Source organism: Christiangramia sp. (assembly GCF_029937855.1).
Lineage (GTDB): Bacteria > Bacteroidota > Bacteroidia > Flavobacteriales > Flavobacteriaceae > Christiangramia.
This window is the reverse complement of sequence record NZ_JAPYPC010000005.1, coordinates 52,513-78,484: the sequence shown is the minus strand read 5'-3', so window position 1 is coordinate 78,484 and position 25,972 is coordinate 52,513. Positions and strand designations below refer to the sequence as shown.

General features: G+C 37.6%; 25 protein-coding genes. 15 read left to right on the top strand and 10 right to left on the bottom strand.

Annotated features, from left to right (window positions below):
• Nucleotides 1–2 precede the first annotated feature (2 nt).
• From secG to groL, 3 genes are all read left to right on the top strand, one after another.
• The gene (gene secG, locus Q1K34_RS04425) at nucleotides 3–347 is read left to right on the top strand and encodes a preprotein translocase subunit SecG (protein ID WP_300435042.1); all 345 of its coding nucleotides are present in this window, start codon (nucleotides 3–5) and stop codon (nucleotides 345–347) included.
• A 152-nt stretch (nucleotides 348–499) separates the two neighbouring features.
• Complete coding sequence (gene groES, locus Q1K34_RS04420; protein ID WP_300435041.1) at nucleotides 500–775, top strand: co-chaperone GroES; 276 nt, start codon at nucleotides 500–502, stop codon at nucleotides 773–775.
• Nucleotides 776–897: 122 nt separating this feature from the next.
• Nucleotides 898–2,535: a chaperonin GroEL gene (gene groL, locus Q1K34_RS04415; RefSeq protein ID WP_300435039.1), complete on the top strand. Its 1,638-nt coding sequence runs from the start codon at nucleotides 898–900 to the stop codon at nucleotides 2,533–2,535.
• Nucleotides 2,536–2,909: 374 nt separating this feature from the next.
• Here groL and Q1K34_RS04410 read toward each other — a convergent pair whose 3' ends face one another.
• The 3 genes from Q1K34_RS04410 to Q1K34_RS04400 all read right to left on the bottom strand — a co-directional run bounded on the left by Q1K34_RS04410 (nucleotide 2,910) and on the right by Q1K34_RS04400 (nucleotide 6,263).
• Complete coding sequence (locus tag Q1K34_RS04410) at nucleotides 2,910–3,539, bottom strand: copper homeostasis protein CutC (protein WP_300435037.1); 630 nt, start codon at nucleotides 3,537–3,539, stop codon at nucleotides 2,910–2,912.
• 17 nt (nucleotides 3,540–3,556) lie between these two features.
• Nucleotides 3,557–5,713, bottom strand: a complete 2,157-nt coding sequence (locus Q1K34_RS04405; protein ID WP_300435035.1) for a molybdopterin cofactor-binding domain-containing protein — start codon at nucleotides 5,711–5,713, stop codon at nucleotides 3,557–3,559.
• 94 nt (nucleotides 5,714–5,807) lie between these two features.
• The gene (locus Q1K34_RS04400; protein WP_300435033.1) at nucleotides 5,808–6,263 is read right to left on the bottom strand and encodes an SRPBCC domain-containing protein; all 456 of its coding nucleotides are present in this window, start codon (nucleotides 6,261–6,263) and stop codon (nucleotides 5,808–5,810) included.
• A gap of 121 nt (nucleotides 6,264–6,384) precedes the next feature.
• Here Q1K34_RS04400 and Q1K34_RS04395 point away from each other — a divergent pair, with 121 nt between their 5' ends.
• Nucleotides 6,385–7,863, top strand: a complete 1,479-nt coding sequence (locus tag Q1K34_RS04395) for an SLC13 family permease (RefSeq protein WP_300435030.1) — start codon at nucleotides 6,385–6,387, stop codon at nucleotides 7,861–7,863.
• Here the strand turns inward: Q1K34_RS04395 and Q1K34_RS04390 are convergent.
• Nucleotides 7,860–8,909, bottom strand: a complete 1,050-nt coding sequence (locus Q1K34_RS04390; protein ID WP_300435027.1) for an AraC family transcriptional regulator — start codon at nucleotides 8,907–8,909, stop codon at nucleotides 7,860–7,862. The two genes, Q1K34_RS04395 and Q1K34_RS04390, sit on opposite strands and share 4 nt — an antisense overlap.
• A 276-nt stretch (nucleotides 8,910–9,185) precedes the next feature.
• Between Q1K34_RS04390 and Q1K34_RS04385 the strand changes: the two genes are divergently transcribed.
• From Q1K34_RS04385 to Q1K34_RS04360, 6 genes are all read left to right on the top strand, one after another.
• Nucleotides 9,186–9,368, top strand: coding sequence for a hypothetical protein (locus Q1K34_RS04385; RefSeq protein ID WP_300435025.1), 183 nt, complete (start codon nucleotides 9,186–9,188; stop codon nucleotides 9,366–9,368).
• Between the two features lie 34 nt (nucleotides 9,369–9,402).
• Nucleotides 9,403–9,948: a rhodanese-like domain-containing protein gene (locus Q1K34_RS04380; RefSeq protein ID WP_300435023.1), complete on the top strand. Its 546-nt coding sequence runs from the start codon at nucleotides 9,403–9,405 to the stop codon at nucleotides 9,946–9,948.
• Nucleotides 9,949–10,557 carry a TIGR04282 family arsenosugar biosynthesis glycosyltransferase gene (locus Q1K34_RS04375; protein ID WP_300435021.1) on the top strand — a complete coding sequence of 203 codons (609 nt, stop codon included), beginning with the start codon at nucleotides 9,949–9,951 and terminating at the stop codon, nucleotides 10,555–10,557. It abuts the gene before it with no gap.
• Entirely contained in the window at nucleotides 10,554–11,366 is an 813-nt protein-coding gene (locus Q1K34_RS04370) for a purine-nucleoside phosphorylase (RefSeq protein WP_300435018.1), read from the top strand. Before Q1K34_RS04375 ends, Q1K34_RS04370 begins: the two co-directional genes overlap by 4 nt.
• Before the next feature lie 82 nt (nucleotides 11,367–11,448).
• Complete coding sequence (locus Q1K34_RS04365) at nucleotides 11,449–12,240, top strand: DUF547 domain-containing protein (RefSeq protein WP_300435016.1); 792 nt, start codon at nucleotides 11,449–11,451, stop codon at nucleotides 12,238–12,240.
• An 8-nt stretch (nucleotides 12,241–12,248) separates the two neighbouring features.
• Nucleotides 12,249–12,935, top strand: a complete 687-nt coding sequence (locus Q1K34_RS04360; protein WP_300435013.1) for a TIGR04283 family arsenosugar biosynthesis glycosyltransferase — start codon at nucleotides 12,249–12,251, stop codon at nucleotides 12,933–12,935.
• Here the strand turns inward: Q1K34_RS04360 and Q1K34_RS04355 are convergent.
• A complete protein-coding gene (locus Q1K34_RS04355; protein ID WP_300435010.1) occupies nucleotides 12,925–13,956 on the bottom strand; it encodes a glycoside hydrolase in 1,032 nt (343 codons plus the stop codon). The two genes, Q1K34_RS04360 and Q1K34_RS04355, sit on opposite strands and share 11 nt — an antisense overlap.
• Nucleotides 13,957–14,056: 100 nt before the next feature.
• Between Q1K34_RS04355 and Q1K34_RS04350 the strand changes: the two genes are divergently transcribed.
• The 5 genes from Q1K34_RS04350 (at nucleotide 14,057) to Q1K34_RS04330 (ending at nucleotide 20,618) form a co-directional block, all read left to right on the top strand.
• Complete coding sequence (locus tag Q1K34_RS04350) at nucleotides 14,057–15,343, top strand: FAD/NAD(P)-binding oxidoreductase (RefSeq protein WP_300435007.1); 1,287 nt, start codon at nucleotides 14,057–14,059, stop codon at nucleotides 15,341–15,343.
• Nucleotides 15,344–15,345: 2 nt separating this feature from the next.
• Nucleotides 15,346–16,941 (top strand): 4Fe-4S dicluster domain-containing protein, encoded by a 1,596-nt coding sequence (locus Q1K34_RS04345; protein WP_300435004.1) that lies wholly within the window; start codon nucleotides 15,346–15,348, stop codon nucleotides 16,939–16,941.
• A gap of 62 nt (nucleotides 16,942–17,003) precedes the next feature.
• A complete protein-coding gene (locus Q1K34_RS04340; protein ID WP_300435001.1) occupies nucleotides 17,004–17,693 on the top strand; it encodes a glycosyltransferase family 2 protein in 690 nt (229 codons plus the stop codon).
• The gene (locus Q1K34_RS04335) at nucleotides 17,690–19,162 is read left to right on the top strand and encodes a glycosyltransferase family 2 protein (protein WP_300434998.1); all 1,473 of its coding nucleotides are present in this window, start codon (nucleotides 17,690–17,692) and stop codon (nucleotides 19,160–19,162) included. The genes Q1K34_RS04340 and Q1K34_RS04335 overlap by 4 nt, the downstream gene beginning before the upstream one ends.
• 28 nt (nucleotides 19,163–19,190) lie before the next feature.
• Nucleotides 19,191–20,618 (top strand): mannosyltransferase, encoded by a 1,428-nt coding sequence (locus Q1K34_RS04330; RefSeq protein ID WP_300434996.1) that lies wholly within the window; start codon nucleotides 19,191–19,193, stop codon nucleotides 20,616–20,618.
• Nucleotides 20,619–20,716: 98 nt separating this feature from the next.
• Here Q1K34_RS04330 and Q1K34_RS04325 read toward each other — a convergent pair whose 3' ends face one another.
• From Q1K34_RS04325 to Q1K34_RS04305, 5 genes are all read right to left on the bottom strand, one after another.
• Nucleotides 20,717–21,364: a lipid-A-disaccharide synthase N-terminal domain-containing protein gene (locus Q1K34_RS04325; RefSeq protein WP_300434993.1), complete on the bottom strand. Its 648-nt coding sequence runs from the start codon at nucleotides 21,362–21,364 to the stop codon at nucleotides 20,717–20,719.
• A gap of 80 nt (nucleotides 21,365–21,444) precedes the next feature.
• Complete coding sequence (locus tag Q1K34_RS04320) at nucleotides 21,445–22,416, bottom strand: deoxyhypusine synthase family protein (RefSeq protein WP_300434990.1); 972 nt, start codon at nucleotides 22,414–22,416, stop codon at nucleotides 21,445–21,447.
• A complete protein-coding gene (speB, locus tag Q1K34_RS04315; protein WP_300434987.1) occupies nucleotides 22,409–23,284 on the bottom strand; it encodes an agmatinase in 876 nt (291 codons plus the stop codon). The genes Q1K34_RS04320 and speB overlap by 8 nt, the downstream gene beginning before the upstream one ends.
• 46 nt (nucleotides 23,285–23,330) lie before the next feature.
• A complete protein-coding gene (locus Q1K34_RS04310) occupies nucleotides 23,331–24,734 on the bottom strand; it encodes an arginine decarboxylase (protein ID WP_300434984.1) in 1,404 nt (467 codons plus the stop codon).
• A gap of 274 nt (nucleotides 24,735–25,008) precedes the next feature.
• Complete coding sequence (locus Q1K34_RS04305; RefSeq protein WP_300434982.1) at nucleotides 25,009–25,893, bottom strand: pseudouridine synthase; 885 nt, start codon at nucleotides 25,891–25,893, stop codon at nucleotides 25,009–25,011.
• Nucleotides 25,894–25,972 lie beyond the last annotated feature (79 nt).

The following is a 25,972-nucleotide window of genomic DNA, read 5'->3' as shown; positions in this document are numbered from 1 at the left end:
GAATGAGCACATTCACTATATTTTTAGCTTTAATAATTATCGTGGCATTTTTGCTGGTAGTTGTGATAATGGTACAGAATCCTAAAGGAGGAGGACTTTCTTCATCTTTTGGTGGCGGAGGTCAGCAAATGGGAGGGGTAAAGAAAACAACAGATTTTCTTGATAAAAGTACCTGGACTTTAGCAACTCTTTTATTGGTGCTAATCCTACTTTCTAACGTGACCATTATGGATGCTCCGGCAGAGGCTGGAACCAGGGTTTTCGAAAGTGACGAGCCGGTGAACACGCAAGTTCCTGCAACGCAGACTCCGGCACAACAACCGGTGGAAACTGACAGTGCTCAGTAAATTTCACAAAATATTATAATTTGAAAATGCCAGCTTATGACAAGCTGGCATTTTTTTTTGGCTATTGGCAGAAATAAGCTAGTGGCATAATTTTAGAAATATGCCTAACCGAATTTAATAAATTAATTAACCTATAATAAAATTTCGAAAAAATGGGACTAAACGTTAAACCGCTTTCAGATAGGGTTGTAATTGAACCTGTAGCTGCAGAAAACAAAACTGCGTCTGGTATTATTATTCCTGAAACTGCTAAAGAGAAACCTCAAAAAGGTAAAGTAGTGGCTGTTGGTAAAGGAACCAAAGATCACGAAATGACCGTTAAAGAAGGTGATATGGTGCTTTATGGAAAATATGCCGGTACCGAGTTGAAACTTGACGGTACAGATTATCTTATCATGCGGGAAGATGATATACTTGCAATAGTATAAGTTTTATTTCAATAGGCTTGCCTCACTTTATTTGTGAGAGAGGTAATCATTTCAACAACAAAAAATTAATTAACCATAATTTTCAGATTATTGAAAAGATCTGAAAAGTAAAATTTATAAAAATGGCAAAAGATATAAAATTTGACATTCAGGCCCGTAACGGGATTAAACGAGGAGTAGATGCATTGGCTAATGCTGTTAAGGTAACCTTAGGACCTAAGGGTCGTAATGTGATTATTAGTAAATCTTTCGGCGCACCAACTGTAACTAAAGATGGTGTTACTGTTGCAAAAGAAATTGAATTGGAAGACCCACTTGAGAACATGGGTGCTCAGATGGTGAAAGAAGTTGCTTCTAAAACAAATGACCTTGCTGGTGACGGTACTACAACTGCCACTGTACTTGCCCAGGCTATCGTAAAAGAAGGTCTTAAGAACGTTGCTGCCGGTGCCAATCCAATGGATTTGAAAAGAGGTATCGATAAAGCTGTAGAAGCTCTTACGGCAGATCTTGCAAAACAAACTAAAGAAGTTGGTGATTCTTCAGAAAAAATAAAGCAGGTAGCTTCTATTTCTGCTAACAATGACGATGTTATTGGTGATTTGATCGCTCAGGCATTCGGAAAAGTTGGAAAAGAAGGTGTTATTACTGTTGAAGAAGCTAAAGGTACTGAAACACACGTAGACGTAGTGGAAGGTATGCAGTTTGACAGAGGTTATCTTTCTCCGTATTTCGTAACAAATTCAGAGAAAATGACTGCAGATCTTGAAGATCCATATATCCTTCTTTTCGATAAGAAAATATCTTCCATGAAAGATTTGCTTCCTGTACTTGAGCCAGTTGCTCAGTCTGGAAAACCATTATTGATCATTGCTGAAGATGTAGATGGAGAAGCACTTGCTACTCTTGTGGTAAATAAACTTCGTGGATCACTTAAGATCGCAGCTGTAAAAGCTCCAGGTTTTGGTGACCGTAGAAAAGCAATGTTAGAAGATATCGCTATCCTTACCGGAGGAACTGTAATCTCTGAAGAAAGAGGTTTTACTCTGGAGAATGCGACCATTGATATGTTAGGTACTGCCGAAAAAGTAGCTATAGATAAAGATAATACTACTATCGTAAATGGAGCAGGAGATGATAAAGCGATCAAAGAACGTGTGAATCAGATCAAAGCTCAGGTAGAATCTACTACTTCAGATTATGACAAAGAAAAGCTTCAGGAGCGTCTTGCTAAATTAGCAGGTGGTGTTGCCGTCCTTTATGTAGGTGCAGCTTCAGAAGTAGAAATGAAAGAGAAGAAAGACCGTGTAGATGATGCACTTCATGCGACCAGAGCCGCTGTAGAAGAAGGTATTGTTGCCGGTGGTGGTGTTGCTTTAGTAAGGGCTCAGGCTGTGCTAAGCAAGATCAAAACTGAAAATGCCGATGAAGCAACAGGAGTTCAGATCGTATCACGTGCTATTGAATCTCCATTGAGAACAATTGTTGAAAATGCAGGAGGTGAAGGATCTGTAGTGATCAATAAAGTTCTTGAAGGTAAGAAAGACTTTGGTTACGATGCCAAGACCGACACTTTTGTTGATATGATGAAAGCAGGTATTATAGATCCTAAGAAAGTGACCAGAGTAGCTCTTGAAAATGCTGCTTCTGTTGCCGGAATGATCCTTACAACTGAGTGTGCCTTAATCGACCTTCCTGAAGATGAAAAAGGTGGTGGAATGCCACAAGGAATGGGCGGCGGTATGCCAGGAATGATGTAGTGGCACGGCCACAACGAAAATAAAACAGTTTTTTTTAAAAGCTGTTATGAAATTTAAACCTCACAGGTATTAAAAACCTGTGAGGTTTTTTTATGGCTGATTTTTAAAATGGAAAAATCCTAAATAAATTTAAATCAGTGGTGTCCGATAAAGATTTTAAAGAACGAACCTGAACCCAGTATTTTTAATAGTTCAAAGCATTTTTACTACTATCTATACCCTCCTTTTAAAAATTTTTGAATTGGGGCATTCTTTGAAAAACACAATATTAAATTTACTTTGTTTATCAGTTAGTTAAGTCCAGGTCTAATTTTCTTATATCTAAAAGCGAAGCGGTCTAGTTTCTTTAACCGGACATGAGTAAATTTAAATAATTAAACGATACGTCTGCCATGGTAAGCCTTTGCACCAATAATCTTATGCAATTCTTTAAGATTGGCTGGAGTAATTTTTCCGGCAGGCATAATTTCCAGTCGGTTTTGTGAAATTCCGATCATTTGTTTTATCTGAAAAGCTCCTTCTTCAGCGGTGTTTGCCCCACCGGAAGTTAAAATTGTATCAATCTCAGCTATATGAGACAAATCTTTAACGGCTTTGAGAATATCTTCCGTTTCATCAATGGCTTTGTGAATGGTGACTTTTAGAGGTTTAGCGATTTTGGCAAGTTTGGATATCAAATTTAAATCCAGGGTTTTATCTTCATGAAGTGCTCCAAAAACAACTCCTTCCATTTCTAATGATTTACAAAATTCTATACTTTTTATCATTTTCCTGATCTCCTCTTCCGAATAAATAAAGTCACCCGCCCGAGGTCTGATCATTACCTTTATAGGAATGGTTAATTTCTCTTGGACCAACCCTACAAGTTCTTCTGAAGGTGTTAAACCATCTAGTTCCAGATGGGAACATAATTCAATCCGGTCAGCACCATTTTTTTCGGCTGAAATTGCCTGCTCCAAAGATTCTACACAAGCTTCTTTTATATAAAGGTTAGACTTTGACATTTTGAGGAAAGAAAATTCTAAACCGAAAAATTTTTACTCACCGGGAGATCTCTCACTCTTTTACCGGTAAGATTATAAATAGCATTGACGATAGCTGCAGAGGTAGCTCCCTGCGCCGCCTCCCCAGCCCCCAGCGGCGGTTCGTATGGTTGATCTATTATTTCAACTTTTACAAGTGGGGAATCACTCATCTTGAAAATGGGATAACTTATCCAGTCCAGACTGGAAACATGTTTCTCATCGTACTTTACTTCTTCTATCATGGTCCAGCTGGCCGATTGGAGCATGCCTCCTTCCGTTTGATTCCTTAAGCCGTCAGGGTTAATTACTTCACCGGAATCTATTACACCCCACATATTCTTAATTTTCAACTTTCCGTTGGTTTCCCGGTGTATTTTTACCGCTGCTGCAAAATAGGAATCGGTATTTTTATAGCGGGAGAAAGCGTATCCTATCCCTTCATTCTTTTCAGGATTTTCAATGGAGCTGAGTTGCTTTAATTTTTTAAGGACGCTAATTGCCCGGGGATCTTTAAGATGTTTTAACCGAAACTCCACAGCATCTATCCCTGCTTTTTCAGCCAGTTCATCCATAAAGCTTTCAATCGCGAAGATATTTGCATAAGCGCCAAGGCTACGTAAAGCTGATACTCTTAAAGGCCCCTGAAAAAAGTTGGCATCAATCTTCTTGTTTTTAATTTCATAATAAGGATCGGCGTTGCGATAGGCTCCTCCCAGATATCCTTCTGGTTGTTTTAGATCTGTTTTTTGATAATAATTAGTTGGTAAAAGATTAGCTTTTTTACTTCCCGGCCTTGTACTGTGCGTGTCCGACCATAACTCATATTTCCAGCTATTAATCATTCCCTGTTCATCCAGGCTGCCTTCAAGTTCCATGAGCATAGAGCTGCCATAAGGTTCCCAGCCGTGTTCATCGTGGCGGGACCATTGAAGGCGAATATGCTTTCCCTGTTCTGCCAATGCAAGAATTGCCGCTTCTGCAGCAACATCATCGGCACCGTTATGTCCATAACATCCAGAGCCTGGGACTCCTTTTACCTGCAAATTATCTTCCGTTAAGTTCAATAAATCTGCAATGGCTCCTTCCAGAGGATATACACCCTGGCTGTGGGTCCATATTTTTAGTTTTTCCCCGTCAAAAAATGCTACCGCACAGGAGGGGCCTACCGCAGCATGCATTAGATAAGGTTTAGAATAAGATGCCTTTACAGAATTTTTCAGCATTAAATTTCCGGAGTCTTTTACATTTTCAGACTTTTTAGAAATTGACTTGACATAGGTTTTCCAGGAGTCAGGTTGGGGTAATTTATTAGGAACGTTCCATTTGCAGTCGGCTTCCAGCATTTCTTTGGCTTGTTGCGCGGTATATTCCTGAGTGGCCAAAACCCCAATAAAACCATTCATTTTAAAAATTTTTACAACCGACTTTAATTTTTCAGCGTTTTCAGGATTGAATTCTCGCAGAACAGCCTTGTAAGCTGGTGGTCTTACAACACGCGCATGCAGCATATTGGGAAATTTCAAATCGTGTACATATACTGGTGCGCCGGCAATAATTTTTTTTAGGTCTTTCCTGTGCACTGGAGTGCCTACAAATTGATATTCAGATTTTGCTTTTGTTTTAACCTCTGAGGGAATGTTACTTTCAATTTGTTTTCCTTCCAGGATTTCCGCAAAAGAAAAACTTCTGTCCCTGTCTTTTATATAAACTTTTCCTTCTTTTATCGATAATTCATCTTTTTGAATAGCATATTTTTCTGAAGCTGTTTGGAGTAAAATATTGGCAGCGGCGGCAGCGGCTTTTCTTACAGTCATTGCACTTTGAACTATAGATCTGCTCCCGGCAGTATAACCTTCATCAGGGGTTATTTTAGTTTCTGCCAGATGAACTTCTATCTGATCTATATTCATGTTGAGTTCTTCCGCAGCAACCTGTGCTATGGCGATCCTAATTCCCTGGCCAAGTTCCATCTTGCCGGTAAAAATTTTCACCCTACCATCTTCCAGTACATGAAGCCAGTCTTTTATTCGCGGATCTTTCATTTCCACTTCACCAACGCATGGATTTGTAGATGAAAATATAATATCGGGAAGTAAACTGAAACTAACGGCTACAAAACCGGTGTTCTTAATAAAATTTCTACGAGTGATCATTCTGAATAATCTTTAATGCTATTGCTATGGCTGAACGCGATGAGGGATATGATTAAAGATAGGGATAATTGCCAAAATGTTCCGTACTAAATTTTTAGCTTTTCATAAATTCAAATGCACCTTTTCTTAAATTTATATCATATTCCAGATAAGCTTTTAAACACGCCAGGAAGTTTGCCCAACCTTCGGTATTGCGTTTTAACCAAATAATGCCTTCTTCAGTGGGCGGCATTTTACTTTCGGTTATTCTAACCAAAGTTTGGTTTCCAGGTCTTTCTTCTAGTTTTATCTCAACCTTTAGAATTTTATCCTTGCTACCTTCCCATTCAAATAAGATCATTTCAGATTTTTTGGTTTCTAAAACCTTAACCTCGATATTCATATCTGGAAATTCAGGGAATTTCCAGTTCACTGTTTTCCCTTCTTCCATCCTATCAGAACCTTCAGAAATAAAGTAATGGGACATTTTTTCTGGGTTTACAATGGCTTCAAAAACTATTTTGCCTGGTTTTGCAATTTGGAGTGCAGTTTTAATTCTTAAATCTTCCATTTCTATAAGCTTTTAGAACTTAAATATCGGAATTTTAATTTTTTAAAAAGATCTGAGGTCTTAATCCTGGATATTTAAAAAGGAATAATTTTAATTACCTTCAATTTTAAATTCTTACAATATGCAGAAGATCTCCCGGCACCTGGTTGTTATCACAGGGCCTTTGCTCTTTATTATATTACAATCATTAGGAGGGCCAGAATCTATGCCTGAACCTGCATTTGATGTACTATGCGTCACTTTGTGGATGGCTTTTTGGTGGGTTACTGAAGCAATTCCTATTTCGGTCACGGCTCTTCTGCCAATTATACTATTTCCTTTAACTGGAGCATTAGACATAGGAATTACTACGGCGGCATTTGGTCATAAATATGTATTTCTTTATTTGGGAGGTTTCATCCTTGCAGCAGCTATAGAAAGATGGGGTTTGCATAAAAGAATAGCACTATCCATTATTATTTTAATAGGAACGAATATCAAATTTATAATCCTCGGATTCATGCTGGCTACAGCATTTTTGTCTATGTGGATTTCCAATACTGCCACATCTGTAATGATGCTGCCAATAGGGACGGCCATTATAAGTCAGCTTAAAAATAATCCCAATACAAAACAAAATGAGAATGAAGTATTTGGAAAAGCTTTAATGCTGGCTATAGCCTATAGCGCATCTATTGGCGGAATCGCAACTCTTATTGGTACACCGCCAAATCTTGTTTTTGCAGGTATTGTGGAAGAGTTGTATGGATTTGAAATAAGCTTTTCTCAATGGTTTATGCTTGGATTGCCCGTTTCAATACTCTTATTGTTTATATGCTGGAAATATCTCACTTCCGGGGCTTTTAATTTTACTCAAAAAGAGTTTCCGGGTGGAAAGCAGGAAATTCGGCGACTAAATAAGGAGCTGGGGAATATAAGTAAAGAAGAAAAAAGAGTACTAATTTTATTTGTTATCACCGCCTTTTGTTGGATCACGAGAAGTTTTTTGCTTCAGCCTATTTTACCCTTTATAGACGATACCATTATTGCGATGAGTGCTGCGGTGCTTCTTTTTATTGTTCCGGCAGGAAATAAGAGAAAGCTGATAACCTGGGAAGAGGCTGTAAAGATTCCGTGGGGTATCATCCTTCTATTTGGTGGGGGGATGGCGCTAGCTAAAGGTTTTGATGATTCAGGTCTGGCGGTATGGATTGGTCAACAGTTAACCAATTTAGAAAATCTACCATTATTACTTTTAGTTGTAGTACTTGTTGCTGCTGTAAACTTTTTAACCGAAATAACTTCTAACCTTGCAACTACAGCAATGCTATTGCCAATTTTGGCAAGTATGGCACTGGCATTGAACCTTCATCCTTATTTTTTAATGGTTGGAGCAACTTTAGCGGCCTCCTGTGCATTTATGCTTCCGGTAGCAACACCTCCCAATGCCGTAGTATTTGGATCGGGATATTTGCATATTCCTGATATGATAAAAGCGGGAATTTGGCTGAATATAATTTCCATTACCATTATAAGTCTGGTAGTATATTTTTGCCTTCCATTATTATGGGAGTTTGATCCCCTGGCCATCCCCGATAAATTTGAAATTACAGGAAATTAATCCCATTCGTGAACCTCGGCATCTGCGTCTTTCAGGTTCTTTCCATTTTTCAAAAAGTATTTTGGGCTTACTCCGTATTTCTCTTTAAAGATCTTAGAGAAGTAGCTTCGGTTATTTAAACCAATGGAGGTTACTATTTCAGAAATATTTTTCTCAGAAAGTCTAAGCATTTCTTTGGCAGCCTCTAATTTTACATGCTGCATATATTTATTTACCGTAAGGTTATAAACATATTTAAACCCTTCCTGGAGCTTGTTAACATTCGTTCCAGCCTCCTTGGCAAGAGTTTCAACGGTTAGGTTTGTGCTGAGATCTCCCTGTATTCTTTTAGCTACATAATTTACCTTTTCAATATCAGATTTTCTTAATATCTGCGGAAGATTATCTCCATTCTCATCATCTTCATATTGCGCTATCTGTATCACCAGCATTTCAAATACCTTACTCTCCAGGAAGAGATTTCTTAAAAAACCGGTATAATCTTTAGTATTAATGTCTTCCATGACATCTGCCGCTTTAATACTATAATTTCCCTGATAAAAGAATTGTTTTTCAGAAACCGCATCCTTAAATAAATCTTTTAAGGTAGGATCAAGATCTTTAAAATCGTAGTTGGATCTGTGGGTAAAAATAGATCGTATGATCTCCAGGCTTGAAACATGGGTAGATACATCTTTTTTAAAATGTAGTATATGCCCGTCATAACCATTGCTGCTTACTACAATATTCTGGTAAGTATCAATAATATGGATATTATCTTTCTTCTGAAAACAATGGCCAACCTTACCTTCTGAGCAAAATATAAATTTAAGTGGGTGAACTGTATTGAGCGAAAAATGGATTTCTACATCTTCAGAGAATTTACAATTATACGTAACAAAGCCCATCCCCGAATCAAAACTCACCCCCCTTATATAGCCTTCTCCAAATTCAGAAGGTATTTGAATAGATAATTCACCGCTGTTATTTTTTAGCTCGGCATTTAGGGAATTGGCAATGTCTTCCAGAATCTCATTAACCGGCAATGTATTTACATCAATTCTCATTGTAAATTTTGTAGAATTAAAAGGTTTTTAAAGTTAAGGGATTTTTAACAAATATTTTTAAAGTATTGGGAGCGTAAAATTATCATTTGTGAGAAAAAACCAAGAATAATAGCCTGATTTATCACTCTTTGGGGTAATTCTAATGCGAAAAACGTTATTCCCAGGACGCAACCCGTGAATTAGAGGAGGGAATTGGAAAAATAGGCTTTTTTAAATTATTTGTTAAAACTTTTTTTAGCATTTGCAAAGGCTGTAATTTCAATCAAAACATTTATTATGAATTCAGATAAAGATAGATCTTCCCCGGTTCCTACCGATCATAAAAAATCAGAACAAAGCAGGAATCAATCTACCGAAACCCGTACAGGAAACTCCAGGTCCAATTTGTGGGTTGTGATATTAATTGTAATTGTCTTTTTATTTATCCTTCTTTCTATTACCGGAGTAGTGAATTTTTAAAACTATAATCCAAAAAACCTCGTAAATAATAGTGTTGGAGAGATTTCTTTCCCTGGACTTTATTGAAATGACTGAAAAAACAAAATTGAAAAACTACCTGATTATATTTGTATTGATGATAAGCTTTAATAAAATGAATTCCCAGAATTCGTTAAGTACCTTATTAAATAAATATAATACCGGTAATTCCCCCTATATTTCTGTGGAAGAATTGAGAATGCATCAGTTAAATGATGAGGTAGTTATTCTGGATGCCCGTGAACTTGATGAGTTTGAAGTCAGTCATCTTCAGGATGCAATTTTTGTAGGATATAATTACTTTGACGAATCCAAAATTCAGAATATTCCGAAGGATAAAAGAATTGTAGTGTATTGTTCCATAGGTATTCGTTCTGAAAATATTGCGAAAAGAATAATGAACGCCGGATTTAAGGATGTTCACAATTTATATGGTGGTATTTTTGAATGGAAGAATGAAGATTTTCCTGTAGTTGATAGCACCGGCAAAGAAACGGAAAAGGTACATGTGTATTCAAAACGCTGGGGCAAATGGCTCGAAAATGGAAAAAAAATTTACTAAGTGATAAATAAAAACCTACTCATCATTTTTACAAAAAATCCTGTTGCGGGAAAAGTAAAAACCAGATTGGCAAAAGATCTTGGAGATGATAAAGCACTTAAAATTTATAAATTCTTACTTGATCATTCCGCAAAATTTACGGCTTCCGTAAAGGCAAAAAAGCAGGTGTATTATTCAGATTATATAAATAGAGATGATATTTGGGATAATACCGTCTATGAAAAAAAGCAGCAATTTGGGGAAGACCTCGGCGAGCGTATGTTCAATGCTTTTAGCGAGGGTTTTGCTGAAAATTATGAAAAGATAATTATTGTTGGAAGTGATATGTATGATATCAATTCTGAAGATATTGATAATGCTTTTCAGGAATTAGGGCAACATGATTTTGTGATTGGTCCTGCTGCTGACGGCGGATACTATCTATTGGGAATGAAAACCTTAAATTCAGAAGTGTTTAAAAATAAAGAGTGGGGAACTTCCAGTGTGTTGGAAGATACTTTAAAGGATCTTGATGATAAAGATGTAAAATTACTGGAAACACGTAACGATGTAGACCTGTTAGAGGATATAAAAGATCATCCCGCTTTCCAAAAATTCATAAGTGTATGATTGATAGAATAAATGAATCTGTAGACTATTTAAAATCAAAAGGTTTTGGAGAACCTGAGGTCGGGATCATTCTGGGAACGGGCCTGGGAAAGCTCATTGATGATGTGGAAGTAGAGCAGGAAGCCAGTTACAACCATATCCCTTACTTTCCAACAGCTACCGTAGAATTTCATAGAGGGAAACTCATTTTTGGAACTTTGCAGGGCAAGAAAGTAGTAGTGATGCAGGGAAGGTTCCATCTTTATGAAGGCTACAGCTTATTTGATGTTACTTTTCCAGTTAGGGTAATGAAACGTCTTGGAATAAATAAACTTTTAGTTTCCAATGCATCTGGCGCAATAAACCTTGACTTTAAAGAAAGTGAGCTGATGCTGATAGATGATCATATCAATTTGCAGGGAGGATCTCCGTTGGCCTTTCACGGTGTTGAAAAACTTGGAGAGCGTTTTGTAGATATGAGTGAGCCTTATGATAGCGCTATGAATCAACTTTTTGAAGAGGCCGCAAAAAAACTGAATATCAGGTTACATAAAGGAGTGTATGCTTCAGTACTTGGCCCTCAATTAGAAACCAGGGCAGAATACAAATATTTAAAACTGATAGGTGCAGATGCTGTGGGAATGAGTACAGTTCCTGAAGTGATAGTAGCGAACCATTTGGGAATCCCAGTTTCGGCAATTTCCGTAATTACAGATCAGGGAGATCCGGAAAACCTCGAAAAAGTAGATATTCAGAAAATTCTGGACAATGCGGAAAAAGCTGAACCTAATATGATCAAATTATTTAAAGAAATACTTCAGAATATATAAAGTAGATAAATGAAATTAAGAGCGACTTTTACACGTGAAACTTTGAAGTGTATTTGCAATAATAAGTAAAATGAAAAAAGATATGAAAAAGATAATTTTAAGTTTTGTCATTATAATATCGGGAGCCTGTATGTTTGCCTCCTGTAATTTAATTTCCAGTGCCGGCCTAAATAGTAAAGGTTTGCCTACCCCTGAAACTTCTGAGGATTCTTCAGAAAATTCCGGACAAAAGCTGGATCATGGTACCTGGAATTCTTTACTAAAGAAGCATGTGAATGAAAATGGAATGGTAGATTATAAAGGATTTCAAAAAGATCGTGCTGAACTGGACAAATATCTGAAAATGCTATCTTCCCAGGAGCCAAAAGAGGAGTGGGGCCGTGATGAATTATTGGCCTATTATATAAACCTTTACAATGCATATACGGTAGACCTTATTTTAAGGAATTATCCGGTGAAAAGCATCAAAGATATAAATGGTGCGTGGACAAAAGAATTCGTGAAAGTTGGGGATACTGAAATCTCTCTTGGCGGGATAGAAAACAGTATACTAAGAAAAATGAATGAACCTCGAATCCATTTTGCTATTAATTGTGCTTCGATTTCCTGTCCAAAATTAATAACCGAGGCATATACAGCGAATAAGATTGACCAACAACTAGAACGAGTAACCAAAGAATTCATTAATTCAGATAAAAACGAGATATCTAAAAATTCAGCGAAACTATCTTCAGTATTCGATTGGTATGCAAAAGATTTTAAAGAAAATGGGACGGTGATAGAGTATGTAAATCAGTATTCTAATACCAAAATAAATTCCGGGGCTTCTATTTCGTATAAGAACTACAACTGGGATCTAAATGAAGCTAAATAAACTGGGGAATGATTAGTATTATTGTTCCGGCTTTTAATGAAGAAGAGCAGCTTCCTATGCTTTTGCGGCACCTGGAAGCTTCATCGTCAGGTAATATTTCTGAAATAATCGTTGTGGATGGTGGTAGTACCGATGCTACGGCTACTATTGCCAAAAATCATCCTATGGTATTTTATGTTCCTTCGGAGAAAGGCCGTGCGGTACAAATGAATACCGGTGCCAGGCTGGCCAAAGGTGAAATTCTTTATTTTCTGCACGTGGATAGTTTACCTCCTTCAAATTTTGATTCCTTGATAATCGCAGAGGTGGAGAAGGGAAATAAGGCTGGCTGCTTTAAAATGAAATTTGATAAGGATCACTGGTGGCTCAATTTGATGGGGCATTTTACAAAAGTGAACCATATTACCTGTAGAGGTGGGGACCAGTCCCTTTACGTAGAAATGGCACTTTTCGATGAAATTGGAGGTTTTGATGAGTCTTATAAGGTGTATGAAGACAATGAAATTATAAGAAGGCTCTACAAGAAAAAGCAATTTACTATTATAAAAAAGTGGATTACCACCTCGGCCAGGCTCTACGACAAATTGGGAGTTTGGAATACGCAATGGTTGTTTATCCAGATATACTGGAAAAGACGTACTGGCGCGTCACCGGAAGAACTCTACAGCCACTACTACAAGAGGGTTAGTTCCTAAATTTCTTATAGTACTCTTTAATGATATTTTCTGCGGGTTTGTTTTGCGGAGTGAACCGGTCATTTTCTATACCTCCGGAATCTTCATGTTGGTGCCACTTCCATAAATATCCACCGGAAAACCAATTTTCTGTCCAGAATTCTTCATATAAAACCTTTAGTGCCCTGGCCTGCAGATTGTGATTGATATTAGCAATATTTTTTCCTGAATTCCAGGGTTCTTTAAGCGCATAATCTATACTTCTGTAACCATATTCAGTAAAAAGCACCTGTTTTTTATATTCTGAAGACAAATTTTTAAGCATTTCAGTATGTTTTCTCCATCCGCTAATAATCTCCTCCTCGCTTGGAGATAACTTTTCGCTCAACGGAAAATATGCGTCTATTCCTATAAAATCCAGTTCTTGCCATAAATCAACCTGATCTGCTTTGTCCCAGTTTTCAGCATAGACAAGTTTGCCTTCGTAAACCTTTCTAAGATCGCGTATTAACTCCTTCCAAAATTCAGGTCTTTCCTTTACAAAATTGAAAAGTTCGGTTCCAATACAAAAGATCTCAATATGATGTTTCTCTGCTATTTTTGCATAGAGCATTATATAATTTCGATAAGATCTTTCAAATTTTTGCCAATCAGCTTCCGAAGGAAATTTTAAATCTCCCGTAAAGTCTCCATTTCTTAACCAGATATGGGGCTTGATCATAATTTTTAAATCTTTTTTCTTTAGCATTAGAATGGACTGCTCTATGCCTTCAGCTCGTTCTCCAAACCACTGTCTTTCGATATTGAAGATCAATTCAGGATTTTCTTTATCCCTCATAAAAGCATAGGGCATTAAAGCGACAGCGTTAGCATTTATTTCCAGGATCCTTTCTGCCTGTTTTTCTGAAAGACTATCTCTGGCAGCAACCAGGCTTATACCATTAATTTTTTTGAAAGGAATTTCAGCCTGACATGACCAAATTAGGGTGAGAGCTAAAAGGGCTACAATTTTTAATGAGATAAATTCAGCTTTGTAAAACATTGTTAATTTTATAAAAATCTCTGGGTACTTGGGATTCTCCCTATTTTCAGCGTACTTTACTTGGGTGATATCTGGCCTTCAGGCAAATTATAAAAAATTAATGGAGCATATTGTAATTATTGGGAACGGAATTTCAGGAATAACCGCTGCAAGGCATATTCGAAAACGCTCCGATCACAAAATTACTGTCATTTCAGGTGAATCAGATTATTTTTTTTCCCGTACTGCCCTTATGTATGTTTATATGGGGCATATGAAGTGGGACCATTTGAAACCCTACGAAGATTGGTTTTGGGAAAAGAACAGGATAGAATTAAAAAAAGCCTGGGTAGAACAAATAGATTTTGAGAAAAAGAAACTTCTTTTTTCCTCGGGAGAGCCACTCGAGTATGATAAACTTATTATTGCAACGGGTTCAATCTACAATAAGTTTGGCTGGGAAGGAGAAGACCTAAAAGGAGTTCAGGGACTGGTGACCAAACAGGACCTTATAGAGCTGGAAGAAAATACAGCCTATACCAGGAAAGCGGTGATCATAGGTGGCGGACTAATTGGCGTGGAGCTTGCTGAAATGCTTAAAACACGAAATATAGAGGTTACTTTCCTGGTTCGAGAAAAAGCATTTTGGAGCAATGTATTGCCTCTTCCTGATGCTGAAATGATCTCAAATCATATTAAATCCCATGGCGTAGACCTAAGGCATAATACAGAGTTAGATAAAATTCTGGCCGATGATAATGGAAGAGCAAGAGCCGTTTTAACCCAAGAGGGCGAAGAAATTGAGTGTCAGCTTGTAGGTCTTTGCGCCGGAGTACGACCAAACATAGACTTTCTAAAAGATTCAGAGCTTGAAACCGATAAAGGGATTCTGGTAAATGAATATTTGGAAACGAGCATTGAAGATGTGTATGCTATAGGGGATTGTGCCCAGCAGAGAAATGTTATCGGCCAGAGAAAATCGGTAGAAGCAGTATGGTACACTGGTAGAATAATGGGGGAAACCCTTGCCGGAACATTAACCGGAGCGCGTACAGCCTATCAACCCGGGAACTGGTTTAATTCCGCTAAATTTTTTGATATTGAATACCAAACCTATGGCTGGGTTTGGCCTGAGCCAAAAGAGAATGAACAGCATTTTCACTGGGAACATGAAAGTGGACTAAAAGCGATTACGATTTCTTACAATTCTGAAACGAATGAATTCTTAGGGATCAACACCTTCGGAATAAGGATGCGGCAGGAAATTTTTGATCTGTGGCTGAATGAAAATCGAAAGATAGATCATGTGCTTGCTAATCTGAAACTTGCTAATTTCGACCCTGAATTTTATGATACACATGAAAAGGAAATCTTCAAAAGTTTTAAAAATAACCTACAGGAAGCCTAAAAATGAGCAGAATAGAACATAATATGTCGCTAACCGGTGACGCCCCAAAATCTATTAATACCCAACAAAAAATTGCAAGCCTCTTAGGAGTGTCGGGACTTATTATCCTTTTACTTGCTTCTTTGAATGTTAGCTTTCCCAATAAAACACTCTGGCTAAGTATTGCTTTACTTTCCATAATAGGGGGAATTGTGTGGTTCGCACAGGCTGCTTATTCGGGAACACACCCGGGGATCAAGAATGACGGGGTATGGTTTAAGTCTATGAGCAATAGAGGTTATCTCGCCTGGCTTGCAGGAATTTCCCTTACCGGCTTTTATGTGATCCTTTATTTTTTTCCTGAATATTTAGGTTTAAGGGAAGAGGGGGATAATGTAGGCTTAATCGCTTTGTTTGATCCTTTAAGTAAACTTTTGAGCGGCGAACCGGCAAGCCAGTGGTTTGTGTATGGAACGCTTTATACTATTGCTATTACAGCCTTTGGTGTGAAATTTTTGTGGAAATACCGGCATAACCGCTATGAGAAAATAAGGACATATTCGGTAATGTTCTTTCAAACCTCTTTCGCATTCTTAATTCCGGAGTTTATGGCCAGGCTCAACGGTGAAGGTTTCTCTTTGCCTTATTACGACCTGAAAAATATTTGGCCGCTTAATTATTATAATTTTGAACAATATCGCGTTGATGAATTTATTTCAGCGGGCACCATCGGTATTGCTTTATTACTTTTCGGAATTGCTTCCATTTTTATTATTACTCCTATTTTAACTTATAAATACGGGAAACGCTGGTATTGTAGCTGGGTTTGTGGTTGCGGTGGATTAGCGGAAACGGCTGGAGATCCCTATCGCCATCTTTCAGATAAAAGTCAGTTTGCATGGAGAGTAGAAAGATGGGTGGTACACAGTGTATTAGTATTTGTGGTGGTGATGACCACGGCTGTGGTCTATTCTTACCTGGGAGACGATCCTTCTAAATACTGGCTAACCAGGGACAGTTTTTTAATTGGCGTAGGTGTATTTCTCACGCTTTTATTTGCAGGGATTTGGTATTTTAAGAGAGAAGAATTAGAAAAAGATGCCAGGTATGGAGCCATAGGTTATTTGGTAATTATCCTTGCCTTAATAGGGCTCCACTATTTTAGCGGAGTAAATTTATTCCTTTTTAATGCTGAAAGTTTAAGAGCGACTTATGGTTTCTTAATTGGAGCGATATTTAGCGGAGTTATTGGTACAGGCTTCTATCCAATCTTCGGTAACCGGGTTTGGTGCAGGTTTGGCTGCCCCATGGCTGCCGTTCTTGGAATGCAGCAACGCTTATTTTCAAAATTTAGAATTACCACCAATGGAGGGCAATGTATTTCCTGCGGAAACTGTTCTACATATTGCGAAATGGGAATCGATGTGAGGGCATATGCTCAGAAAGGTCAGAATATCGTAAGATCCAGTTGTGTTGGCTGTGGAATATGTTCTGCGGTATGTCCAAGAGGTGTTTTGAAACTTGAAAATGGATCTCCAAAAAACAGAATAGATTCTGAAGAAGGCGTTTTAGGTGATAATGTGGACCTGCTGGATTTGATCAAGCAAAAGACCAAATAAGATAGAAGGAATAGCCTATTTTCGCACTTCCTATTAAATACTGAATTTTGCAAACCTCCCCAATGCCTCTTATCAAGGTTATTATCCCTGCTTTTAATGAAGCAGAATCAATTACTCATGTAATTAAAAAAATCCCCGATTTTGTGGATGAGGTTATCGTAGTAAGCAATAATTCTACTGATAAAACCGAGATCAATGCTGAAAATGCAGGTGCCACGGTACTTTCGGAATCTCGAAAAGGCTATGGTTATGCCTGTTTAAAAGGTCTGGACTATATTTCAAAACAAAACAAGAAACCTGATATTATCGTATTTCTTGATGGGGATTATTCAGATCATCCTGAAGAATTGGATAAAATCATTCAGCCTATTTTAGAAGAAAATAAAGATTTTGTAGTGGGTGCGAGGGTAAAAAAATGGAGGGAGAAAGGTTCGATGACTTTTCCTCAGATCTTCGGGAATAAATTGGCCACCAGCTTAATGAAGTTATTATTTAATTCCAGGTTTACAGATCTCGGCCCTTTTAGAGCAATTAAATACAAAAAATTACTGCAGCTGGAGATGGAAGATAAAACTTATGGCTGGACGGTTGAAATGCAATTGAAGGCTTTACGACAAAACCTAAGCTATGTTGAGATTCCTGTGCATTATAAAAACAGGATTGGCGTATCAAAAGTTTCAGGAACAATCAAAGGTGCTATCTTTGCAGGCGTGAAGATTCTTGGTTGGATTTTTAAATATAGTTTTAAATGATAGATTTAGCGGTAATCATAATTTACACCCTTGCCTTACTTGTTATATTTATTTACAGCCTGTCCCAGCTTCACTTACTCATCAATTACCTAAAAGCTACCAAAACCACAGATGATGCTGAAAAGTTTGATTTTTCTACGGAAGAATTGCCTGCGGTGACTATTCAGCTTCCACTTTATAATGAATATTATGTAGTGGAAAGATTGCTGAAAAACATAGGAAAGATCAGGTACCCAAAAGATAAATTGGAAATCCAGGTACTGGATGACTCTACAGATCATTCCATTCAAAAGACTTCTGAAATTATTAAGGAACTTCAAGGTTCCGGACTCGATATTCAGCATATAAGAAGGGAAAAGCGAACCGGATTTAAAGCCGGTGCCTTAAAAGAAGGATTGAAAATTGCAAAAGGTGAATTTATCGCAGTTTTTGATTCAGATTTTGTGCCGGGTAGAAACTGGTTGATGGAAACGCTACCCTATTTTAAAAATAAAAAAATTGGGGTGGTACAAACCCGTTGGGGACATTTAAACAGGGATTATTCTTTGCTTACCAGGATTCAGGCTTTTGCACTGGATTTTCACTTTATTCTCGAACAGACCGGTCGAAATTTCGGTCGAAATTTTATTAATTTCAACGGAACTGCAGGGATCTGGCGGAAAGAATGTATACTTGATGCCGGGAACTGGAGCGGCGATACGTTGACAGAAGACCTGGACCTTAGTTATCGGGCACAGTTGAAAAACTGGGAGTTCAAATATTTAGAAAATGTGGAAACCCCGGCTGAATTACCTGTGGTGATCAGCGCGGCCAGGAGTCAGCAGTTTAGGTGGAATAAAGGAGCGGCAGAGAATTTCAAAAAGAATTACGGAAAACTTCTTAGAGATAGATCGGTTTCGTTTAGTACCAAATTTCATGGTTTTTTTCATCTGCTCAATTCCAGTATGTTTTTAATAGTATTATTACTTGCTGTGCTTAGCGTTCCTGTTTTATATATTAAACATAACAACCCAGCTTTTGACTGGTATTTTAATGTAATAGCCGGTTTTGCCATGAGCACTCTGATCTTTTTTGCATGCTACTATACGGCCTATGCCCGGATTCACGGCAAAAGTATAAGGAGCTTTTTTAAGTTTGTGGGGATGTTTATTACCTTTTTTTCTATTGCGATGGGTTTCTCCGTCCATAATACACTGGCAGTTCTGGAAGGTCATTTTGGGAAGCGCTCAGAGTTCATCAGGACTCCCAAATTTAATATTAACTCCATAAAAGATACCTGGAAAGGGAATAGCTATTTAAAAAACCGTTTCTCTAAAAATGTGATAATTGAAGGTCTTCTCTTTATCTATTTTGGGTTTGCGATTTATAGTGCATTTAAGCTGAACGATTTTGGACTTTTAATATTCCATTTAATGCTTTTTTCTGGTTTTGGTTTTGTGTTCTTCAAAAGTATAAGATCAGAAGTTTAACTATTTTAGCAGGAAACCAAGCCTGTCCATGAGTCTTAAAATTCTGAAGCTCTATAAATTTCCTATTCTTTTAAGCCTTTCCTGCATTGCATTTTATTTCAGCTTTGCCTATGCCCTGGAAAGATCAGATTTCTTTAAACTTATTGGCATATATGCCGCCGTTTTTTACCTGAGTTTTAAACTCATCCAGATGCAGAAACATAATTTTTGGTTTCTGGCAGGCCTCGCATTGGCATTCAGATTGGTTTTCATTTTGGCTATACCCATGCTTTCTCAGGATTATTTCAGGTTTATTTGGGATGGAAGATTTATAACTTCGGGTATAAATCCCTATGAGTTTGTCCCCGATCAACTTATCCAAGATCCCAATCTAAACATTTCTCAGGCTTTGGAATTGTTTAATGGCATGGGAAGCCTCAGCGCGGGCCATTATTCAAATTACGCGGCTTTTAATCAGTTAATATTTGCCATTGCCGGCTGGCTTTCAGCAAAAAGTATACTGGGCGCTGTAATAATCTTTAGGATAATTATTATTCTTGCCGATTTTGGAACTCTATTCTTCGGAAGAAAACTCTTGAAATCTCTCGGACTTCCCGAACATCAAATCTTCTGGTATATCCTGAACCCGTTTATTATCATTGAGATGACCGGAAACCTGCATTTTGAAGCCGTGATGGTATTTTTTCTGGTACTTTCCATTTATTTATTGCATAAAGCGAAATGGTTTGTAAGTGCAATTAGCCTTGGATTATCAATATCTATCAAATTGCTGCCATTGATGTTGCTGCCTTTGCTTTTTAAATATTATTTTAAGTCTTCGACTACGCTCAGCCAGACAAGCTTAAAAAATGGTTTTGACTCCGATACCAGTCATCCTGAGCGCAGTCGAAGAATAGACGGTATTTGGAAGTTGATTCTTTATTACCTCATATGCCTGGCCACAGTCCTGGTCTCATTCCTGCCATTTTATTCTGCTGAAGTAGTTTCCAACTTTTTAGCAAGCATAGGCCTGTGGTTTGGCAAATTTGAATTCAATGCCAGTGTATATTATATTATTCGCTGGATTGGCTTTCAGGTAAAAGGTTATAATATTATTGAAACTGTGGGCAAAATATTACCATTGATCACGGTGCTGGTCATTTTTGGCTTCACATTCTTTCGAAAATATCAAAACACACAGCAGCTTATTAAAAATATGCTTTTTGCGGTGAGTATTTATCTTCTGCTATCTACCACTGTGCATCCCTGGTACCTGGCCATTCCTTTAATTTTAAGCATTTTTACGCACTATAAGTATATGATAGTTTGGTCTGCAACCGTGATGCTTAGTTATTTTGCCTATTCTAATACAGAATATCAGGAAAATTACTGGTTAATCACTATGGAATATTTACTGGTAATCGGTTATTTTCTCTATGAAATTACCGAGGATAGGAAGAAAACGGTCAGCGCATAATTAAATGTCTATAAGGAAGATTATTTTTCATCATAACCTCTTAGTTGCTGAAATCTCCTGTCTCTGATTTTCGAAAAATTAAATTTGCAATAAATATTTTATCGACGAATCTTCTCGCCAACCTGTTTATCAGAATTCTTTAAAAGATACATGTCTCTAATATAAATGATACCTCCAAAAAAGTGGGCCGCTACCAAAACCGGGTCATCTCTGAAAATTCCGTAGGTAAAAAGAAGAATGGAACCCATCAGACTTAATTCCCAAAACCCCATGGGGAGGGAAGATTTCTGTTCCTTTTCAGAATGATACCACTGGTAAAAAAATCGTGAAGTGTAAACCATCTGACCTACTATTCCCAGGGCGATGAGCCATCCTGATATATTTTCCGCAGTAAAAAGATCGCTCCATTCTAAACTTCCGAAGAAAAGTATGTAGGCGGTAATGGCAAATGGAAAAATAATTACGAGCACTTTAAACAAAATATTCCTCTTATGCCATTCTCCCATTAAATGCAGGTTGCGCCAGTATATCCCATAAATTAGGAACTGGCCCAGCATGATGGCGAAGTCTTCGCGCAAATATCCATAAGTGAAAAGTAAAATGGATGCGAGCAGGCTCAGTTTCCAAAATAAGACAGGAGTTTCTACTTTTTTTGATTTTTCAGAAAGAAACCATTGCGAAATAAGCCTGGCTGAAAATAACAATTGAGCTAAAAATCCTATGGCGAAAATTGGCCAGTTTTCCATAAACCTAAATTAAAAAAGCTGTTCAATATTAGTCATAAAGACGCATTGAACAGCTTTAAATTCCGGTAATTATTTGTTAATTACATATCCAGTAAATACGCAAAAACCAGGGGGGCAACAATGGTTGCATCACTTTCAATGATATGTTTTGGAGTGTTAATATCTAATTTTCCCCAGGTTATCTTTTCATTTGGGACCGCTCCGGAATATGAACCGTAACTAGTCGTAGAATCTGAGATCTGGCAGAAATAGCTCCAGAAAGGAGTGTCTGTTCTTTCCATATCCTGGTATAACATAGGAACTACGCAAATTGGGAAATCACCTGCAATACCGCCGCCAATCTGGAAGAAACCAATCCCGTTTTCAGAATTGTCTGTATACCAGTCGGCAAGGAAGGTCATATATTCGATACCAGATTTCATCGTGCTGGCTTTTAATTCACCTTTTAAAACGTAAGAGGCGAAAATATTTCCAAGCGTAGAGTCTTCCCAACCCGGAACTACCATGGGCAGGTTCTTTTCTGCAGCGGCATACATCCATGAATCTTTAAGATCTATTTCATAATGCTCTTCCATCACTCCGCTTAAAAGCAGTTTATGAAGGAATTCATGCGGGAAATAACGTTCTCCTTTTTCTTCAGCATCTTTCCAAATCTTGAAAATATGCTCCTGTATCCTTCTGAAAGCTTCTTCTTCGGGAATACAGGTGTCGGTTACACGATTGAGTCCTTTTTCCAAAAGATCCCATTCCTCCTGTGGAGTAAGGTCACGATAGTTTGGAACCCTTTTATAATGCGAATGTGCTACAAGGTTCATTACATCTTCTTCCAGGTTTGCACCGGTACAGGAAACAATATGAACCTTATCCTGACGTATCATCTCTGCAAAGATCTTCCCTATTTCAGCAGTACTCATAGCACCGGCTAAAGAAACCAGCATTTTTGAACCGCCTTCCAGTTGCTTTTCGTAATCTTTAGCTGCATCTACGAGAGCTGCGGCATTAAAATGTAAATAATATTTCTCAATGAATTGAGATATCTGTCCTTTACTCATCTTCGTCTTCTTCGTTGTAATTTTGATATTTAAATTTGTAGCTCAACATCTTATAATAGAGTTTTGCCGCCAGGAAATCTGAAGATTTCTCATTTTCGTTTGGGCAAAGTTCTACGATATCGAAGCCTACAACATTTTTCTTTTTGAACATCATCTTCAGAAATTCCAGGGTTTCGTACCAGAATAAACCTCCTGGTTCCGGGGTTCCCGTAGAAGGCATGATGCTGGGGTCAAAAGCATCCAGGTCTATTGTTATAAACACGTTTGGCGTCATTTGGCCAATGGCATCATCCTGCCAGTCTTCATAAAGGTCATGAGCAAAATATACCTGATTTTCATCCATATGATCCATTTCTGAAATATCCATGGAGCGAATTCCTACCTGGATAAGGTTGGCAGTATTACTGGCTTCATGAACTGCACAGGCATGATTACATTTAGAACCTTCATACTCTGGTCTTAGATCGGCATGGGCATCAATTTGCACCACTGTTAGATCTTCAAAAGATTCATTAAAGGCCCTGATGCTTCCAATAGAAATAGAATGCTCTCCTCCAAACAAGGTTACAAACTTGTCTTGTTTAATATAGTTTTTGGTCGTTTTATAAACTGCTTCTACCATTTTTTCAGGAGAAGTGTCTTCAGTAACGGGAGGTGCCAGGTAAATACCTTTTTTATACACCTCTGTTCTTGTTTCGATATCAAACAGCTCCATATTTTCTGAAGCGTTTAAAAATGCATCAGGCCCTTTATCGGCGCCTTTTTGCCAGGTACTGGTACCATCGTAGGGAACAGGAATCAATACCACTTTTGCTTCGTCTATACGAGCGTATTTATCGGGTATCCCGGCATAATTCTTTTTGCTCATGGCTAATTGAATTGATTAGTTAGTTGATTTTTAAAGTTATAAAATATTAATTGTTTCTGTCGTAACCCAAAATATTCAGCATATCCTCTGAATTTTGCTGTTCGCTGAATAATCTGGTGGTTAATTCATCATTTTTATCCCTGTCTATCAAAATATGTTTTGGCTGCGGAATTAAACAATGCTGTAATCCGCCAAATCCACCAATCGTATCCTGGTAAGCTCCTGTATTAAAGAAGCCTATATATAATGGTTTCTCTTTTCTAAATTTTGGAAGGTATATCGCATTGGTATGTTGTTCAGAATTATAATAATCGTCACTATCACAGGTTAAACCACCTAGAAGCACTCTTTCATATTCATCGTTCCATCGATTTACAGCGAGCATGACAAATTTTTTGCTAATTGCCCAGGTATCTGGCAGCGTGGTGATAAAAGAGGAATTTATCATATTCCATTTTTCGCGATCGTTCTGTTGTTTCTGATATAAAACTTCGTAGATCGCTCCTCCGCTTTCTCCAACAGTGAAGCTACCAAATTCAGTAAAAATATTTGGCACATCCACTTCTGCTTCTTCACAGGTTAATTTGATCTGGTTAATAATCTCATCTACCATATATGCATAATCATATTCGAAAGCCAGTGAGTTCTTAATTGGAAAACCTCCGCCGATATTTAAACTGTCCAGGTGTGGAGCAACCTTTTTTAAAGCGATGTAGACTTTTAAGCACTTGTTCAGTTCGTTCCAGTAATAGGCAGTATCGCGAATCCCGGTATTGATGAAAAAATGTAACATTTTCAATTCTACCTGTTCGTTTTCCTTTATCTGCTTATTGTAGAATGGCACAATGTTCTTGTAGCCAATCCCCAATCTGGAAGTATAAAATTCAAATTTCGGTTCTTCTTCTGAAGCGATCCTGATTCCTACCTGGAATTTATCATTGATTTTTTCTGAAAGCAGCTCTAATTCTTCATAATTATCAATTACCGGAAGACAATTTTTATGTCCGCCATTCAATAACCGACTAATATTATCCACATATTGATCCCTTTTAAAACCATTGCAAATAACCCATCGATCATCTGAAATTTTACCGGATTTTTTTAATTTTTCAACGATATTAATGTCGAAGGCAGAAGAGGTCTCGATATGAATATCGTTCTTCAGGGCTTCATTCAATACGTGTTCAAAATGAGAACTTTTAGTACAATAGCAATAGTTATAACTTCCCTTGTAGTCATGTTTCTCGATAGCAGAATTAAACCATCCCTTGGCACGATTTATATTCTGTGAGATCTTGGGTAGATAAGTAAATTTTAGAGGTGTACCATATTTTTCTACTAATTCCATAAGGTCGATATCATGGAATTTTAATTCTGTTCCTTCCAAAGAAAATTCTTCCTGCGGGAAGTAATAAGTCTGGTCAATTAGATCGCTATATTTGGTATTCAAGGTCTTAAATAGATTTAAGGCTAAAAATTAGAGAATAATTTAAAGGGTCAAAAGAATCGACTGGTAAATTAATGTTAAGAATGGTTTTTAGAAATCCCGTGATCGCACCAGAGAATTTGTGATGTGCTGGATTTACAACTGCTGAAAAGAAATCAGACTGAAAAAAATAGATTCTGTTCAATTACATAAGATCCAAAAGAAGCAGGATAAAATGCTTCCGTTTTTGACGTGGTAAATGTATTAAAAAAAGAGAATGGAAAAGTGAAAATTAATATTAATGCATTCCCAGGTTAATCACTTCTTGCTGAGTAAGGTTACGGTGTCTTCCACGAGGCAGATCTTTTTTAGTGAGTCCGCCAAAAACAACACGGTCTAAACTTTCCACTTCGTAACCTAAGCTTTTAAATATCCTCGTTACGATATGTTCCTTGATACTGTAAAGTTCTATGCCTACTTCGTTGTGGGGTTTGTCTTCAATAAAGCTGATGCTGGTAATGATCACTTTAGAACCTTCAATGTAAACGCCTTTCTTTATATTTTCGAGATCTTCTTTGCTCAAATTTTTGTTTAATGTAACCTGATAGATTTGTCTGATCCCGTTTTTCGGCTTGGCAAGTTTCTTGGCAAGTGTACCGTCATTAGTAAATAAGAGCAAGCCTTTCGCTTGATTATCCAGTTTTCCTACCGGGCTAACCTTTGCTGAAGTAGCCTTAGAAACTAACTCCATTACAGTTCTTCCCCCTTTTTCAGGATTTCCAGTGACAAAGAATCCTGCTGGTTTGTTAAGTAAGATATATTCTGGTTTTTCGGGATTTAGCCTTCGCCCGTCGAAGCGCACGTCGTCTTCAAGTTTCACGCGATAACCCATTTCAGTAATGGTTTTACCATTTACGGTCACATTTCCTGCCGCGATGTACATATCTGCATCACGACGAGAGCAAACGCCTGAATTGGCAATATATTTATTAAGCCGAATCCCTTCAGAATTTGATAGCGGACTCTTCTCCATTTTTTGTTTTATAGGAGCATTTCCGCGTGCATGCGATTTTTTCATTGCTCCACCACCCTGTCTTCCGCTATGTTTTCCATCAGTAGTTCTTTTTCCTCTACTCCCAGATGGCCTGCTATTTTTGCCTGAAGATCTGTCGTTTCTGCTCATCGCTTAATTTTTTGCAAAGATACATCATCCCTAATGAGGAAGCCAAGTATTTGAGAAAAGATTTAAGCTGAGGGATTTA